This is a genomic window from Streptomyces sp. NPDC047974, assembly GCF_040653375.1.
GTDB lineage: Bacteria > Actinomycetota > Actinomycetes > Streptomycetales > Streptomycetaceae > Streptomyces.
In genome coordinates, this window is the sequence record NZ_JBEZNU010000045.1 from 21,732 (window position 1) to 37,045 (window position 15,314).

Sequence of the window (15,314 nt, forward strand, 5' to 3'; positions counted from 1 at the left end):
GCCCCGCTCCAGAACACCACGGATGTGCGTGGCCTCGGCCGACCGCACTGGCACAGCATGACGAAGCGGGCCGAGGGACCGGCCCGTGCTGAACGAAACGAGGAGTCTTCCATGGCCGGTACCAATGCCCCTCCCGAGTCCGCCGACATCGTCATCATCGGAGCCGGCGTCTCCGGCGTGGGATCGGCGTGCTACCTCCGCAACGCCTTCCCGGACAAGAAGATCGTCGTCCTCGAAGGACGCGGCCGCATCGGTGGCACCTGGGACCTCTTCCGCTATCCCGGTGTTCGTTCCGACTCCGAACTCCACACCTACGGATACGAGTTCAAGCCCTGGACTCATGAGCATGCGGTCGCTGACGGGCACCTGATCCGCGAGTACCTCGAGGAGACCGCTGTCGAGAACCACGTCGACGGCCTGATCCGCTACCACCACCGGGTCGTGTCGGCCGACTGGTCCAGCGCCGAGGGCGCGTGGACCCTCCAGGTCCAGGTCGCCGTGCCGGGGGAGAAGCCGAGAAACGTGGCGATCAAGACCGGTTGGGTCTACGGTGCCACCGGCTACTACCGGTACGACGAGGGCTACACGCCCCGCTTCGAAGGCCGCGACGACTTCGCCGGCGACATCCTGCATCCGCAGTTCTGGCCCGAGGACTACGACTACGCGGGCAAGCAGGTCGTGGTGATCGGAAGCGGAGCCACCGCCATCACCATGGTTCCGGCGATGACGACGGGCCCGGGCGCGGCCCGGCACGTCACGATGTTGCAGCGCACCCCCACCTACGTCATGACGCTCCCGCGTGTGGACAAGGTGGCCCAGTTTCTCTACCGAAGCCTCGGCCTGGAGCGCGGATACGCCGCCACCCGGTTCAAGAACGTGTGGCGGGACCTCGCCTTCGTTTCGTACATGCTCAAGTTCCCGAACTCGGGGCGCAAGCTGATGCGCAACCTCACCCGAAAGGCGCTGCCCGAGGGCTACGCGGTCGACACCCACTTCAGCCCGCCGTACAAGCCCTGGGAGCAACGGCTCTGTATGACGCCCGACGGCGACTTCTTCGAGGCGATCGCCGAGGACAGGGCGTCCGTCGTGACCGACAGAATCGAACGCTTCACCAGGAACGGCATCTTGCTGGCCTCGGGCCGGGAGATCCCCGCGGATGTGATCGTCACCGCCACCGGGCTCAACCTGCGCATGTTCGGCGGGATCCCGCAGACGGTCGACGGGCAGGAACTCGCCATCGGCGACTGCGTCACCTACCGCGGAATGCTGCTGTCCGGCCTGCCGAACTGGTCCTTCGCCTTCGGATACACGAAGTACTCGTCGTGGACGCTCAAGGTCGGTCTGACCGCGCAGTACGTCATCCGGCTGATCCGTCACATGGACGCGCACGGTTACAACAAGGTGCTGCCGGTGGCCGAGCCGGGGATGGCGACCGAGCCGCTCCTTGACCTCAACGCGGGCTACGTGATGCGCAACGCGGACAGCTTGCCCAAGCAGGGGGACGAGCTGCCGTGGCGGATGCTCACGTCGTACCAGGCGGACAAGAAGCTCCTCAGGGGCCCCGTCCATGACCACCACCTGCGGTTCAGCTACGGCGGCGACCAGCAGGGCCGTGGGCGGGCAGCAGTCGCCACCCCGTCCGGGGGCAAGGAGAACGCGCGATGAGCGCCTCACCCGCCGCGACCGGCATTTCGGTCGGGAAGTGGATACAGCGACAGCTCGGGATCGGGATGGGCAGGCTCCCCGCATCACTACTGAAGCGTCTGGTCGACGTGCCCGCGAACGCGGACGGGGAGCAGATGGCCCCTGAGATCGCGATGCTCATGTCCGCCGCTGCGAAGGGCCCCGACTTCAGTGACCTCAGTCCCGCCGAGGCACGTGCCGCCGAGCTGGAGGACGCCAGGATCTACGGTGAACGGCCCCTGCCGATGGGACACGTGGAGGAGCTCGAGCTGCCAGGAGGCCTCGCCGCGACCCGCTACCGGGCCGGCGCCTCCTCCGCAGGTCTGGTGGTGTACTTCCACGGAGGTGGGTTCGTCCTCAGCAACAGGGCCGTCTACGACGCCCCCTTGCGGTTCCTCTCCCACCACACGGGCATGGACTTCCTTTCTGTCGAGTACCGCCTCGCTCCGGAGAACCCGTATCCCGCACCGCACGACGACGCGATGGTCGCCTGGGAGTACGCCCTGACCCATGCCGCCCGATGGGGCATCCCGCTCGACCGCATCGCCGTCGCGGGCGACAGCGCGGGAGCGAACATCGCCGCGGTCCTCACCCAGAGGCTGCGCGGTCACGAGCGGCACCCCGCTCTCCAGGTGCTCATCTACCCGGTCACCGACCTGGCGGGTGCCCGGCCCTCGAACCGGGAGTTCGCGGATTCGCCGGCACTGAGCGCCAAGCAGATCGCATGGTTCCTCGACCAGTACGCGCCGCCGGGTGTCGACCGCACCGACCCGCGCGTATCGCCCCTGCTCGCCGACGACCTGACCGGCCTGCCGCCGGCTCTCGTGACGGTCGCGGGCTTCGACCCGCTCCGCGACGACGGCCTGGCCTACGCCGCCAGGCTGACCGAAAGCGGTGTCCCCACCGAGCTGATCAGGGAGCCGGGGCTCGTGCACGGATACCTCACGCTCACCGCGCTCAGCACGACGAGCCGGGACGCGGTCAAGCGCATCGCCTCGGCCGTCGTACGGGCGATGGCCTGAACCCACCGACCAGCTCCGGGCCGGGCGACGGCACCGCACCCGACGTCCGGCCCGGCCACCAGATCGCCGTCAGGAGCCGCCATGCTGAATCTCTCCGTCCTCCTCGAGGACTCCGCCCGCAACCACCCGGACAGGAAAGCGCTGGTGCTGGGCGAGCACCACATGACGTACGCGGAAGTCGACGCCGCAGCCAACCAAGTCGCGAACGTCCTGGTCGAACGCGGCATCAAGCGGGGCGACAAGATAGCCCTGAGCTGCACGAACAGGCCGGAGTTCGCCGTCGTCTACTACGGCGTCCTCAAGGCGGGAGCAGTAGTCGTACCACTGAACGTCCTGCTCAAGCAGCGTGAGATCGCATACCACCTCGCGGACGCCGGCGCGATCGCCTACTTCTGCTTCGAGGGCACGGAGGAGCTTCCGATCGGGCACGAGGGCCTTCGGGCGTTCCAAGACCTGGACTCCGTCGACCACTTCTTCCTGATCACCTCCGACCCGGACGCGGCCGACCCGGCCGAAGGTGTCGAGACGCTGAGCGCCGCTCTCGCAGGCCAGCCGCGGACGTTCGAGTCCGTGGCCACCGAGTCGACCGACACCGCGGTCATCCTCTACACCTCCGGTACGACGGGTCAGGCGAAGGGCGCCGAACTGTCGCACGCGAACACGATGTTCAACGTGCTGACCGTCAACCGGATGCTCCAGAACCGGCTGGCCACCGACAGCCACGTGGTGTGCCTGCCGCTGTTCCACACCTTCGGTGCCACCGTGCAGATGCACGCCGGCTTCTCGACCGCTGCCACGCTTCACCTGGTGCCCCGCTTCGACCCGGCCCGCGTCGTCCAGCTGATGGCCGAGGAAGAGATCACCTTCTTCGCGGGTGTGCCCACGATGTGGTGGGGACTGTTGCGGGAACTCACCGAAGACATCGATGTCGCCCGCATCGCCGGGAACCTGCGCATCGGAATGTCCGGTGGAGCCTCTCTGCCGGTCGAGATCCTCAAAGAGGTCGAAGACCGTCTCGGTGTGAGGATCATCGAGGGATACGGACTGTCCGAGACCTCGCCGCTCGCGACCATCGGCGACCCGGACGCCCCGCCGCGACCCGGCTCGATCGGCCGGCCGATCTGGGGCGTCGAGCTGAAGCTGCTCGGCCGGGACGGGACCGAGGTCACACGTCCGGGCGAGATCGGCGAGATCGCCATCCGCGGGCACAACGTGATGAAGGGGTACCACGGGCGGCCCGAGGCGACCGCAGAAGCCCTCCGCGACGGATGGCTGCACACCGGTGACCTCGCCCGTAGGGATGAGGACGGCTGGTACTACATCGTCGACCGGTCCAAGGACATGATCATCCGGGGCGGCTTCAACGTGTACCCACGGGAGGTCGAGGAGGTCCTGATGACCCACCCGGCAGTCTCCCTCGCGGCCGTCGTCGGTGTTCCGCACGAGAGCCACGGTGAAGAGGTCAAGGCGTTCGTGATCCTTCACGGAGGCCTAGAGGTGACGCCGGCCGAGCTCGTGGAGTGGAGCAGAGAGCAGATGGCCGGCTACAAGTACCCGCGGATCGTAGAGGTCGTCGACTCCCTTCCGACGACCGCCACCGGCAAGATCCTCAAGCGGCAGCTGCGATGAAGCGCGCGCCCAGGTACGACGTCGCCGTACTCGGCTGCGGGTTGATGGGATCGGCGCTGGCGCGGCGGTTCGCCTCCAGTGGCCTCGCCGTGACGGCCTGGAACCGCACGCCGCGCGGGGCCGAGGCGCTCGCCGCCGACGGCGTCAGGCCGTCCGCGACCGTTGGAGAGGCAGTGGGAGAGGCCGGACTGGTGATCGTCTGCATGTCGGACACCGACGCGGCCCGAAACGCACTCGCAACGGTGCCGAGCCTCGTGGACGTGACGGTTGTCAACCTCAGCGACGGAACCCGCGACGACATCGAGGAGCTGGCACGCCGGCTCGGCGAGCAAGGCGCCTCTTACCTTGACGGGGCGACCTTCTGCTATCCCGAGCAGATCGGCGAGCAGAGTGCGATGCTGGTCTTCTCCGGCCCCTCCCGGGCCTGGACGGAGCACAAGTCCACCCTCATGTTGCTGGGTGGGCGTGCGCGGCACGTGTCCGAGGACATCACGGGCGCGAAGGCGTTGTACCTGGGAAGCGGCGCCTTCTTCCTGACCGCGCTCACCGGCTTCGTCGAGTCGACGACCTGTCTGCTGCGCCGCGGTCACACGCTCGAGGAGATCCGGGAAACCACGCTGTACGGCCTCGAACTGCTGGGGCACGCCACGCAGGCGGTGGCCTCCTCGATCGCGTCCGGACGCCACGAAACGGACCAGGCAACCGTCCACGTCTTCGCCGATGGAGCCCGAAAGGTCCTCGGAGAGCTGGAGAGCGCCGGCATTGACTCGTCGGTGATGGCAGCGGTGGCGGGGAAGCTCGACGCCACGGAGAGCGCCGGCATGGGGCACCTCGGATACTCCGCGCAGTCACTGCTCTGAAGGGTGTTGCAGAAGGCTCAGTTTTGAGCACTTTGCCTGTATGGGTGGGGTGTTGCGTGCCGAGCCGGTGTGGGTGGAGACGTTCACGGGCTTGCGGATGGACCGGTTCGCGAAGCTGGTGAAGGCGGTGCGCGAGTGAGGCGGGAACGGGCATGGTGGTGGCCGGTCGTGGAGTCTGTCACTGCCGGACCGAGTGCTGCTGGTGGCCGTGTACTACCGCACAACCCCTCACCATGCGGCAGCTCGCGCCGCTGTTCGGTATCCCGCCCGCCACGGTCTGCCGGGTCATCCAACGGCTTGGTCGGCTGCTGGCGCTGGAGCCGGCTCCGCGGCCGGTGGCGGACACCGACCGGCTGTGAATCGCGGACGGCACCCTGATCCCGGTCCGCGACCGGAAGGTCGGCGCCTCGTCCCGCAACTACCGGTTCCCGGCGAACGCTCAGGTCAGGCATGCCCGAAGCAGACCTTCTGCAACACGCTTGAGGGGGGCGAGGAGGGGCGAGCTCGCGTCACTCGTTTCCCTGCAGCTCGACCAGTGCCAGCGCCGCGTCGACGGCTGCGGGGTTGTCCGCGAGCGGGCGCGGAAGCAGTTCGTCCACCCGGTCGAGGCGGCGGTCGATCGTGTTGCGGTGCGCGAACAACCGGTCGGCGGCCTTGGAGGTGTTGAACTGCTCGGCGATGAAGACGCGAGCGGTCTCGCGCAACGCCCGATCGGCGGTCGCCAGCCCTCCAAGCGTGTCCGTGACGAACTCCCGCGCCTCGGCTAGGTCCTTCGTGAGCAGCGAGATGAGCTGCACGTCCTCGAAACGGACGGCTCGGCGCTCGGACCGAAGACGTGTGAGCAGCCCCTGGGCCGCGGCTGCGTCGAGGTGACTGCGGCAAAAGCCGTGCACATCGCGCGCGGGGCGCCCTAGAGCGATCCGCGCACCAGGAAGGTCCGTCATGATGCGGTCAAGACTTGACTGGGAAGGCGAGGAACTCACCGGCATCCACACCCAGAGCGTCGCCGCTCCCGCGACGAGGGTCAGGCGGCGCCCCGCACCTGCTGCGCGCATCACCCGTTCGGCGGCCTCCTCGAGGCCGGCGATCCGGTCGTGAGAGTCGCCCGAGATGATCGCCGCCAAGTGGTGTCCGGTGAGGGCGTAGCTGAGCTGGGCCTCGGCCCGCGGACGCGCGATCGGCGCGCCTCGGAGCAACAACTCGACGGTTGCCAGCCGTTCCCTCTCGGGCCCCTGGGTGAGCTCGGTCCGCGCCTCTTCGATGTACGACGCGACGGCGGCCATCGAGTCGTCGATGAAGGTCGCCAGGGAGTTGCCCGACACCTCGACGAGCTCGCGTAGCTCGTCCTTGTCGTCGGTGGTGTCGAAACAGAACCGCAGCCACTGCGACCAGCCGACTTGCTGAGCGGCTCGCCACGCCTCGACGTCGTTCACGTTCAACCCGCGAAGTGCGAGGTCGCGTGCGTAGTGCCGGGAGTCAGGTATCAACTTCGGCTCGACCCTGCCGCCGGGATCGTCGATGTTGGCGATGAGCCAGTGGGCCAGGGTGGAGGCCGTGAAGAGCTGGTCCGTCCTGGCCAGGACCGGGTCCTCGGCGAGGGAGCCCTCGCGCAGGCTCCGCTGGCCGGCGGCCCACATCTCATGAGCGATCTCCACCGAGTGCTCCTGCATCCTGGTCGCTGCGGTACGGAAAAGTTCGCGCACCCGTTGTTGCCGCTGCTCGTCCTCCGCATTCACCACTGCCTCCCGAACCTTCGCCGAATGACCGGCAAACCCTCTTTGAAGACCAGCCTATGGGGAGATGTGGCGGCCGTCGCGAGTGCAGATTGCACCAGGCCGCCGCCCGGCGTGGTGGTGCTTGGTGTAGGCGGCAGTCCTTTCCGGCGAGCATGGTGTGCCTCACGCTGCCCGCTCGGGCGGTCCCACCCCCGGACGGCCCGCACGTCGTGTCCGTGAAGGAGAAACATGCCCGCCTCCAAGCTCGCTCTGTATACGCAGAAGATGCGCGAGATCTGTACCGCCGTCGCTGCGCGCGACCTCGACAAGGTCCTCGGATACTTTGACGACGAGTGCGTCGTCGTCAACGGGGTGGGCGGTACTGTGGGTGACAAGTCGGCCCTTCTCCCCGGGTTCGAGGCGATGTTCGCGACCTTCCCCGACTGGACCCCGCGGGTGGCCGCTTCATTCGCGGAGGGCGACACCGTGGGCGTTCTCTACGAGTGCACGGGGACCGCCGGTGGATCCGGGCCGAAGGTCACGTGGATCGGCACCGGCTACGCAACGTTCGATCCGAAGACGCTGAAGATCGTCCGCGATGTCTACTACATGGACGAGGCGGCTCTCGGGCAGAAGGTCAGCGACGCCGAGGTGGTCGGCTGACCGCTCCGTCCCGCTCCGCCACGAGCTGAACTCGTACGACCGCGAAGCGTGACGTCGCTCACGGGGCTGCTGGCGCTATGTCGGTTGCCGCAGTCGAAACCGAGAACGGCGAGTCAGCGGCGCGTGCACGGCCTCGGTGGTCGACGCGGAGGCTTGGGGCCCACAGCCGTGGGGAGGGTCCTGGCGATTACACGCAGGCTGGACGCCCACGCCAACATTCGGGCGCTGATGCTGACCCTTGCCTGGCTCAAGCGTCTGTCAGACGCTTGGTGGAGTGGCAGAGGGCTGGCGGCGGCCAGGGGTCCGCACCGTGGCGCGCTCCTTGTTTAGGTTGAGGACCGCTCTGTGGAGGTGTGATTCTCCGGCGTGGGTCTGGCGGAACTCGGCGCGGCGGGCGGTGCTTGTGGCCCGCCACGCTCTGCCTGCTCCAGGCCGCTTCCTCGGCGACCGTGAATCCGGCGTGGCGGATGGCCAAGGCCTTGACCTCCTCGCTGTGGCGGGAGCCGGGGACGCCCACGACAGAGGCGAGGCTGACCTCCGGCGTGCGACCCGTACCCCCACGCCCCACACGGGAAGTCCGATCGAGTCGGGCTTCCGAGGCCCGTCCCCGCGGTGGGACCGATCACCTGTTGACGCCGGTCCGTCGTGCGTTGGACGGTGGGCTCATTTGAGTAAGCAACCGCTTAGAATGTAGATGGAGACTCCATGCCCGAAGCAGTGATCGTCTCGACCGCCAGGTCCCCGATCGGCCGGGCCGGCAAGGGGTCCCTGAAGGATCTGCGCGCCGACGAGCTGGCCATCCAGATGGTCCGGGCAGCGCTGGAGAAGGTGCCCGAGCTCGACCCGCGCGAGATTACCGACCTGATGCTGGGCTGCGGTCTGCCCGGTGGCGAGCAGGGCTGGAACATGGGCCGCAATGTCGCCGTGCTCTCGGGGTACGACCACCTGCCCGGCACGACCATCACCCGGTACTGCTCGTCCTCCCTGCAGACCACCCGGATGGCGTTCCACGCGATCAAGGCGGGCGAGGGCCACGCGTACATATCCGCCGGAGTGGAGTCGGTCAGCCACTTCCCCAACGGCACCAGCGATCACATCCCGGGCCACGACATCCTCAACCCGGCCTTCCGCGACGCCGGCCGGCGCACTCATGAGTGCGCGCAGGGCGGCGGAAATGCCTGGACCGACCCCCGGGCGACCGGCGCCCTGCCGGACGTCTACATCGCCATGGGGCAGACCGCAGAGAACGTGCAGCAGGTCATCGGCATGTCGCGCGAGGAGCAGGACGCCTTCGCCGTACGCAGCCAGAACCTCGCCGTCCAGCGTATCGAGGAGGGCTTCTGGGCCCGCGAGATCACGCCGGTGACCCTGCCTGACGGTTCCGTCGTGTCGACCGACGACGGCCCCCGGCCCGGTACCACCCTTGCGGGCGTGAGCGGACTCAAGCCGGTCTTCCGTCCCGACGGCACGGTGACCGCCGGCAACGCCTGCCCGCTCAACGACGGCGCGGCCGCCCTGGTGGTCATGAGCGACACCCGGGCCCGAGAGCTGGGCCTCACCCCGCTGGCCCGGATCGTCTCGACGGCTGTGACCGGTCTTTCCCCGGAGATCATGGGCCTCGGCCCGGTCGAGGCGATCCCGGCCGCTCTGAAGAGCGCCGGCCTCGGCATCGACGACATCGACCTATACGAGATCAACGAGGCGTTCGCCGTGCAGTCGCTCGGCTCCGCGCAGCAGCTCGGAATCCCGCTGGAGAAGCTCAACGTCAACGGGGGTGCCATTGCCGTCGGCCACCCGTTCGGCATGACCGGTGCCCGGATCACCGCCACCCTCCTCAACTCGCTCCAGTGGCACGACAAGCAGTTCGGCGTCGAGTCCATGTGCGTCGGCGGCGGCATGGGCATGGCCATGGTCATCGAGCGCCTGAACTGAGCACGTCCGAGCCGAGAAGGAAGTACGGAATATGAAGCGTTTCGAGGGAAAGGCCGCGATCGTCACCGGTGCCAGCCGCGGCATCGGCCTGGCCATCGCCGAGCGGCTCGTCGCCGAGGGGGCCCGGGTCGTCATTACCGGCCGCACCGAGGAGACGCTCGACCGGGCAGTCGCGGGCCTCGGTGGCCCCGCGCACGCCTTGGGCGTCGCAGGCAAGGCCGACGACGCGGAGCACCAGGCCGAGACGATCCGCCAGGCGATCGCGGCGTTCGGCAGTGTGGACCTGCTGGTGAACAACACCGGGATCAACCCGGTGTACGGCCCGATGATCGAGCTCGACCTGGTGGCTGCCCGCAAGATCGTCGAGATCAACTGCCTTGCCGCACTGTCCTGGACCCAGGTGGTCCACGGCGCGTGGATGAAGGAGCACGGCGGTGCGGTCGTCAACGTCTCCTCGGTGTCCGGCGTCCAGGCGGCGCCCATGATCGGCATGTACGGCGCCAGCAAGGCGATGCTGATCTCGATGACCGAGCTCCTGGCTGTCGAACTGGGCCCGGACATCCGGATCAATGCGGTCGCCCCGGCCGTCGTCAAGACGAAGTTCGCCACCGCCCTCTACGAGGGCCGCGAGGCGGAGCTCGCGGCCCGTTACCCGCTCAAGCGGCTCGGCGAACCCGAGGACATCGGCGGCGTCGTCGCCTTCCTGCTCTCCGAGGACGCCGCCTGGCTCACCGGCCAGACCGTCGTCGTCGACGGTGGCGTCACCCGCGTCGGAGCAGCCGAATGACCGGGGTCGCCGCCCCGACGTCCGCGCCGTCGGGCGCACCGGTCGAGGCCGTGGTCTTCGACTACGGCGGTGTGCTCACCGTGCCCGTGAAGGAGTCGATCGCGGCCTGGCTGGAGGCCGACGGCATCGAGCCGAGGTCGTTCTCCCAGACCCTCAAGGACTGGATGTCCCGCGACGCACCCGCCGGCACCCCGATCCACCGCCTGGAGACCGGCGAGCTGACCGTCGCCGAGTTTGACGCCCTCCTTGCCGCGGAACTCACCACGACCGACGGCCGGCCGGTCGACCCGGTCGGCGTGCTCTCCCGGCTGTTCGCCGGGATGCGCCCCGACCCCGCGATGTTCGCGCTCGTCCAGGAGGTGCGCGAGCTCGGCATCCGGGTCGCATTGCTCTCCAACAGCTGGGGCAACACCTACCCGCGGAAGCGGATCGAAGCACTGCTCGACCCCGTCGTCATCTCCGGTGAGGTCGGCCTGCGCAAGCCCCAGGCCCCGATCTACGAGCTGACCCTCGCCCGACTCGGCGTCGCTGCCAACCGCGCGCTCTTCCTCGACGACGCCGAGCCCAACGTGCTCGGAGCCCGAGTCGTCGGCATGCGGGCCCACCTGCACGCCGACTCCGCCTCCACCCGCGCGGCACTCGCCGCGCTCGTCCCGGGGTTGCGCCCCACGCCGAACGGAGCCCCCGTATGACCACCCCGAGGACGTTCGACGGCATTGCCGACCTGGAGAAGTCGGTGGGCACCCACCTCGGCCACTCGACTTGGCACACGATCACCCAGGAACAGGTCGACGGCTTCGCGGAGGCCACCGGGGATCACCAGTGGCTCCACGTCGACCCGGCCAAGGCGGCCGAGGGACCGTTCGGTACCACCATCGCGCACGGCTACCTCACCCTCAGCCTGATTCCGATGCTGTGCTGGGAGGTGTACGACATCCAGGGCGTGCGCATGAGCGTCAACTACGGCGTGAACAAGGTTAGGTTCCCTGCGCCGATACCGGTCGGCTCGCGCGTACGGGCCGGTGTCGAGGTCCTGGAGGTGACCCCCGGCAGCGGTGGCTACCAGGTCGTCACCCGGGTCACGGCCGAGCGCGACGGCGGCGACAAGCCGGTGTGCGTAGCCGACACCGTCACCGTGGTGGTGCCGTGATGACCGGGCGCACCCTCGCCACGCCCAGCCGCCTCGACCTGGACAGGCTCGGCGGCTGGCTGACCGCACACGTCCCCGGCGCCGGCACGGACCTGTCGGCGACGCTGATTGCCGGCGGCAAGTCCAACCTCACCTACCGGGTCACCGACGGCACCAGCACCTGGATCGTACGCCGGCCGCCCCTCGGCCATGTCCTGGCGACCGCCCACGACATGGGCCGCGAGTACCGCGTGACGAGTGCCCTGCGCGACACCGAGGTCCCGGTGCCGCGCACGTACGGATTCTGCGAGGACCCAGAGGTCCTGGGCGCCCCGTTCTACGTGATGGAGCACTGCGCCGGCACCCCATACCGGCGCGCCGCCGAACTCGCCTCCCTCGGCGAGGCGCGCACCCGGCTGATTTCACAGAACCTGGTCGACACCCTCGTCACACTCCACCAGGTGGACCCGGCCGCCGTCGGTCTCGCCGGCTTCGGCCGCCCCGAGGGCTATCTGGAGCGCCAGGTCCGCCGCTGGAACAAGCAGCTCGACGCCTCGTACAGCCGGGATCTTCCGGCCGCCGACGAGCTTCACCGCCGGCTCGCCACTGCCGTCCCCAAGGAGTCGGCGAGCGGCATCGTGCACGGCGACTACCGGCTCGACAACCTCCTGGTCGACGACCATGACCGGCCGACGGCCGTCCTCGACTGGGAGATGGCGACGCTCGGCGACCCGCTCTGCGACCTCGCCCTGATGGTGATCTACAACCGGCTCGGCAAGGTTGTTGGGGACGCTGGCGGCGTCAGCACCGTCGCGCGCGCACCCGGCCATCTCACCGAGGCCGAGACGATCGAGCGCTACGCGGCGGGCAGCGGCCGGGACCTCTCCCGGATCGGGTTCCACCTGGGCCTGGCCGCCTTCAAGCTTGCCGTGATCGTCGAAGGGATCCACTACCGCCATCTGAAAGGCCAGACGGTTGGCGAGGGCTTCGACGCCATCGGCAAGGCCGTCGACCCGCTGCTCGACGCGGGCCTTTCCGCGCTCAAGGAGGATACCTGATGAACTTTCAGTTCGACACCATTACCGCGGAGTTGCGGGCATCCCTGCTCGACTTCATGGACCAGTACGTGTACCCGGCCGAGGCGGCCTTCCGCGACCAGCTCGCAGCTCTGGAGGACCCCTGGGCCTGGGACTCGGTCCCGGTTCTCCAGGAGTTGCGGACCGAGGCCCGCAAGCGCGGCCTGTGGAACCTCTTCCTTCCGGGAGAGGAGAGCGGGGGCCTGACCAACCTCCAGTACGCCCCGCTGGCGGAGATCAGCGGGCGCAGCCTGCACCTCGCGCCGCCGGCGATGAACTGCGCGGCTCCGGACACGGGCAACATGGAGGTGCTGCACATGTTCGGCACCCCGGATCAGAAGGAGCGCTGGCTGGCGCCGCTGCTCGCCGGTGAGGTTCGGTCGGCGTTCGCGATGACCGAGCCGAACGTCGCGTCCTCCGACGCCACCAACATCGGCACGTCGATCGTGCGCGACGGCGACGAGTACGTGATCAACGGCAGCAAGTGGTGGATCACCGGGGCGATGAACCCCAACGCGAAGGTCTTCGTCGTCATGGGCAAGACCGATCCGACCGCGGACCGCCACCGGCAGCAGTCGATGATCCTAGTCGAGCGGGGCACCCCCGGCTTCGAGATCCACCGCGGCATGGAGGTTTTCGGGTACGACGACAGCGAGCACGGTGGTCACGCCGAGCTGAGCTTCACCGACGTACGGGTGCCGGCGGCGAACCTGATCGGGGGCGAGGGCGACGGCTTTGGCATTGCCCAGGCGCGCCTCGGCCCGGGCCGCATCCACCACTGCATGCGCTCGATCGGCATCGCCGAGCGGGCCGTGGAGCTGATGTGCGCCCGCGCCGAGGAACGCGTCGCCTTCGGCAGGCCGATCGCCGAGCAGGGCGTCGTCCGCGACTGGATCGCCGAATCCCGCATCCGCATCGAGCAGTTGAGACTGCTCGTGCTCAAGACCGCGTGGCTGATGGACACCGTCGGCAACAAGGGTGCGCACGCCGAGATCCAGGCGATCAAGATCGCGACCCCGTCGACGGTGCAGTGGATCCTCGACAAGGCGATCCAGGTCCACGGAGCCGGCGGACTGTCTCAGGACTTCCCGCTGGCCGGTATGTACGCCCACATCCGCACCCTGCGGTTCGCCGACGGCCCGGACGAGGTCCACAGGAACGCCCTGGCCAAGAGCGAGCTGCGGGGGCAGGCCGAGGTGCGCGCGGCGCGTGCATGACGGACCTGTGGGGTCCATGAGGTCGTGGTGCAGGCGTCCTCCGGCTTCGGGCCCGGGGTGCGGGGCTTGGCCGCGGGGGCGGATCAGGTCGTCGGGGATCCGGCGGCGGATCGTGGAGGGGTGCCCGCCCGCCTGTCGATTCGGCTGAACTACAGTTCCCGACGATTGGTGGGTCCCAGCACTGCAGCTGCGGGATCCGCGCCACCTGTCGGCACAATTTCCTCTCCAGGGGCGCCTGCTGAGGTCGGCCCCCTCGCCGGCCCGGCCCGCTGTCGCTCACGGTGATTTGCCGCGACATCGACGAGCCATCCAGAGGGTGGCGAGCCGTCCGCCGAACGGGCTTGATGGCGCAGGTGCGAGGTGCTGCTGACGGCTCCATTCTCCCCAGATTTTCCCAGCTGGCGCTGCTTCGGTAGGAGCATCATCCCTGGTCGAGGCTTGGAGGCGCGGCAACGCTATGTGTCGGGGGAGAGCGTGATCGTGGTGCGCGTTCTGGGCGGCCCGTCCCGACGGGTGCTTCCGTGAGTGGCCAGCGGTTCGTGCCCTTGCTGTGTCCGCGAGGTGAGCGCCGAGGCCCAGGGCATCCATGACAACATCGCCGAAGGCCGCCTGACCATCCACCTGCACGCCCACGACTGCCACACCCCCGTCGCCGTCGGCTCCTATACCACCGGCGTGCGCCGACACGTCCACCTCCATGGCGAGGACCACCTCGGGCAGGAGACCGACCTCACGTTCGCCACCGAAGCCGAGGCGGCCGCCGAGTTCCACCGCCTCTACGGCGTCGGCGTCCGCCCCGGCCCCGCCCCGCTCACCCGCCGAGAGCAGGCCGTCCGCCAGCTCCTTGCAGGCCAGCCGCCGTCCGCCCCTGAGGAGACCTCCGCGCCCGCGGTCGAACCGCCGGTCGCGAAGCCCGGCGAGCACGAGAAGTTCTTCGCCGCTCTCTTCGAGGAGGAGCGCCAGTGGGAGAGGTTCCGTCCCTTCGATGAAACGACCGTCGCCTCACACGAATCCCTCACCGTACGAGTGGAGTTCGCCCACGAAGCGCGCCACCGCATCGACGTCGCCTGGACAATCGCGGAGTACGACGGCCCGGCTGGCGAGCGGTTGTGGCACGCCACCGTCACCGCCGGCACCCCCCGTCCCCTTCATCCGTACGATCCTCCAGTACCTCGACGCCCCGCCCCTCAACGTCGCAAACCACCCGGACCACGTCCTCTGCCACGGTGCCTGGCACCCGGCGAGCCACCCCGCCCGCACCACCTGGACGGCACCGGACCGAACCATCACCTTCGAGTCCACCCCGCACGCCAAGGCGGACCGATGGACGCTGTACGGCGGGGAGAACCTCGACCGGGCGGCGTGGACCATCCACCTCTCCACCGGCGTTCCTCACGCCTTCCTGGCCGAGCTCGCCCAGACCGCCGCAGATCTGTTTCCATCACCCAAACGACCGCCCCAGAGGCCGCTTCCTGCGCCCGCCCGCGGGCTTCCCGCAGCCGTGCCCGCTTAGAGGGCATCTGATCTAGGTAGTTGATGGTTTGGGATGTTCTTGTGACTGCGGGCGGCCGGGGTCGTTGTCAGGGGTATGACAGGTCGGC

At 68.8% G+C, this 15,314-nt stretch carries 13 protein-coding genes and 2 pseudogenes; 14 read left to right on the forward strand and 1 reads right to left on the reverse strand.

From position 1 onward, the window contains the following. Positions 1-111 precede the first annotated feature (111 nt). From AB0E19_RS35320 to AB0E19_RS35340, 5 genes and pseudogenes are all read left to right on the forward strand, one after another. Positions 112-1,665 (forward strand): NAD(P)/FAD-dependent oxidoreductase, encoded by a 1,554-nt coding sequence (locus AB0E19_RS35320; RefSeq protein WP_362188175.1) that lies wholly within the window; start codon positions 112-114, stop codon positions 1,663-1,665. Between the two features lie 107 nt (positions 1,666-1,772). Then, complete coding sequence (locus tag AB0E19_RS35325; RefSeq protein WP_362188178.1) at positions 1,773-2,705, forward strand: alpha/beta hydrolase; 933 nt, start codon at positions 1,773-1,775, stop codon at positions 2,703-2,705. An 81-nt stretch (positions 2,706-2,786) separates the two neighbouring features. After that, positions 2,787-4,334 carry a long-chain fatty acid--CoA ligase gene (locus AB0E19_RS35330; RefSeq protein WP_362188181.1) on the forward strand — a complete coding sequence of 516 codons (1,548 nt, stop codon included), beginning with the start codon at positions 2,787-2,789 and terminating at the stop codon, positions 4,332-4,334. Next, entirely contained in the window at positions 4,331-5,194 is an 864-nt protein-coding gene (locus tag AB0E19_RS35335; RefSeq protein WP_362188184.1) for an NAD(P)-binding domain-containing protein, read from the forward strand. The genes AB0E19_RS35330 and AB0E19_RS35335 overlap by 4 nt, the downstream gene beginning before the upstream one ends. Positions 5,195-5,234: 40 nt before the next feature. Further along, positions 5,235-5,640: pseudogene (locus tag AB0E19_RS35340) on the forward strand (transposase family protein); the annotation flags it as partial. A gap of 63 nt (positions 5,641-5,703) precedes the next feature. On the opposite strand, the gene AB0E19_RS35345 reads toward AB0E19_RS35340, so the two are convergent. Next, entirely contained in the window at positions 5,704-6,930 is a 1,227-nt protein-coding gene (locus tag AB0E19_RS35345) for a helix-turn-helix domain-containing protein (RefSeq protein WP_362188187.1), read from the reverse strand. A gap of 228 nt (positions 6,931-7,158) precedes the next feature. Between AB0E19_RS35345 and AB0E19_RS35350 the strand changes: the two genes are divergently transcribed. The 9 genes and pseudogenes from AB0E19_RS35350 to AB0E19_RS35390 all read left to right on the forward strand — a co-directional run bounded on the left by AB0E19_RS35350 (position 7,159) and on the right by AB0E19_RS35390 (position 15,226). Beyond that, positions 7,159-7,572: a nuclear transport factor 2 family protein gene (locus tag AB0E19_RS35350; RefSeq protein WP_362188190.1), complete on the forward strand. Its 414-nt coding sequence runs from the start codon at positions 7,159-7,161 to the stop codon at positions 7,570-7,572. A gap of 705 nt (positions 7,573-8,277) precedes the next feature. Beyond that, a complete protein-coding gene (locus tag AB0E19_RS35355) occupies positions 8,278-9,504 on the forward strand; it encodes an acetyl-CoA C-acetyltransferase (protein WP_362188193.1) in 1,227 nt (408 codons plus the stop codon). Between the two features lie 31 nt (positions 9,505-9,535). Beyond that, positions 9,536-10,291: an SDR family oxidoreductase gene (locus AB0E19_RS35360; RefSeq protein WP_362188196.1), complete on the forward strand. Its 756-nt coding sequence runs from the start codon at positions 9,536-9,538 to the stop codon at positions 10,289-10,291. Next, positions 10,288-10,983 (forward strand): HAD family phosphatase, encoded by a 696-nt coding sequence (locus AB0E19_RS35365; RefSeq protein ID WP_362188199.1) that lies wholly within the window; start codon positions 10,288-10,290, stop codon positions 10,981-10,983. Before AB0E19_RS35360 ends, AB0E19_RS35365 begins: the two co-directional genes overlap by 4 nt. Then, a complete protein-coding gene (locus tag AB0E19_RS35370) occupies positions 10,980-11,441 on the forward strand; it encodes a MaoC family dehydratase (protein WP_362188202.1) in 462 nt (153 codons plus the stop codon). Before AB0E19_RS35365 ends, AB0E19_RS35370 begins: the two co-directional genes overlap by 4 nt. Further along, positions 11,441-12,478 (forward strand): phosphotransferase family protein, encoded by a 1,038-nt coding sequence (locus AB0E19_RS35375; RefSeq protein WP_362188205.1) that lies wholly within the window; start codon positions 11,441-11,443, stop codon positions 12,476-12,478. The genes AB0E19_RS35370 and AB0E19_RS35375 overlap by 1 nt, the downstream gene beginning before the upstream one ends. Next, positions 12,478-13,713: an acyl-CoA dehydrogenase family protein gene (locus AB0E19_RS35380; protein ID WP_362188208.1), complete on the forward strand. Its 1,236-nt coding sequence runs from the start codon at positions 12,478-12,480 to the stop codon at positions 13,711-13,713. The genes AB0E19_RS35375 and AB0E19_RS35380 overlap by 1 nt, the downstream gene beginning before the upstream one ends. 1,026 nt (positions 13,714-14,739) lie before the next feature. After that, positions 14,740-14,850, forward strand: a pseudogene (locus tag AB0E19_RS35385) (hypothetical protein); the annotation flags it as partial. Between the two features lie 22 nt (positions 14,851-14,872). Then, complete coding sequence (locus AB0E19_RS35390) at positions 14,873-15,226, forward strand: DUF317 domain-containing protein (RefSeq protein WP_362188211.1); 354 nt, start codon at positions 14,873-14,875, stop codon at positions 15,224-15,226. Positions 15,227-15,314 lie beyond the last annotated feature (88 nt).

Excerpts from the sequence above, each read along its gene's own strand:
- AB0E19_RS35375 (WP_362188205.1), top strand. The coding sequence starts at position 11,441 with ATGACCGGGCGCACCCTCGCCACGCCCAGCCGCCTCGACCTGGACAGG.
- AB0E19_RS35365 (WP_362188199.1), top strand. The coding sequence starts at position 10,288 with ATGACCGGGGTCGCCGCCCCGACGTCCGCGCCGTCGGGCGCACCGGTC.
- AB0E19_RS35355 (WP_362188193.1), top strand. The coding sequence starts at position 8,278 with ATGCCCGAAGCAGTGATCGTCTCGACCGCCAGGTCCCCGATCGGCCGG.
- AB0E19_RS35380 (WP_362188208.1), top strand. The coding sequence starts at position 12,478 with ATGAACTTTCAGTTCGACACCATTACCGCGGAGTTGCGGGCATCCCTG.
- AB0E19_RS35320 (WP_362188175.1), top strand. The coding sequence starts at position 112 with ATGGCCGGTACCAATGCCCCTCCCGAGTCCGCCGACATCGTCATCATC.
- AB0E19_RS35350 (WP_362188190.1), top strand. The coding sequence starts at position 7,159 with ATGCCCGCCTCCAAGCTCGCTCTGTATACGCAGAAGATGCGCGAGATC.
- AB0E19_RS35330 (WP_362188181.1), top strand. The coding sequence starts at position 2,787 with ATGCTGAATCTCTCCGTCCTCCTCGAGGACTCCGCCCGCAACCACCCG.
- AB0E19_RS35370 (WP_362188202.1), top strand. The coding sequence starts at position 10,980 with ATGACCACCCCGAGGACGTTCGACGGCATTGCCGACCTGGAGAAGTCG.
- AB0E19_RS35335 (WP_362188184.1), top strand. The coding sequence starts at position 4,331 with ATGAAGCGCGCGCCCAGGTACGACGTCGCCGTACTCGGCTGCGGGTTG.
- AB0E19_RS35360 (WP_362188196.1), top strand. The coding sequence starts at position 9,536 with ATGAAGCGTTTCGAGGGAAAGGCCGCGATCGTCACCGGTGCCAGCCGC.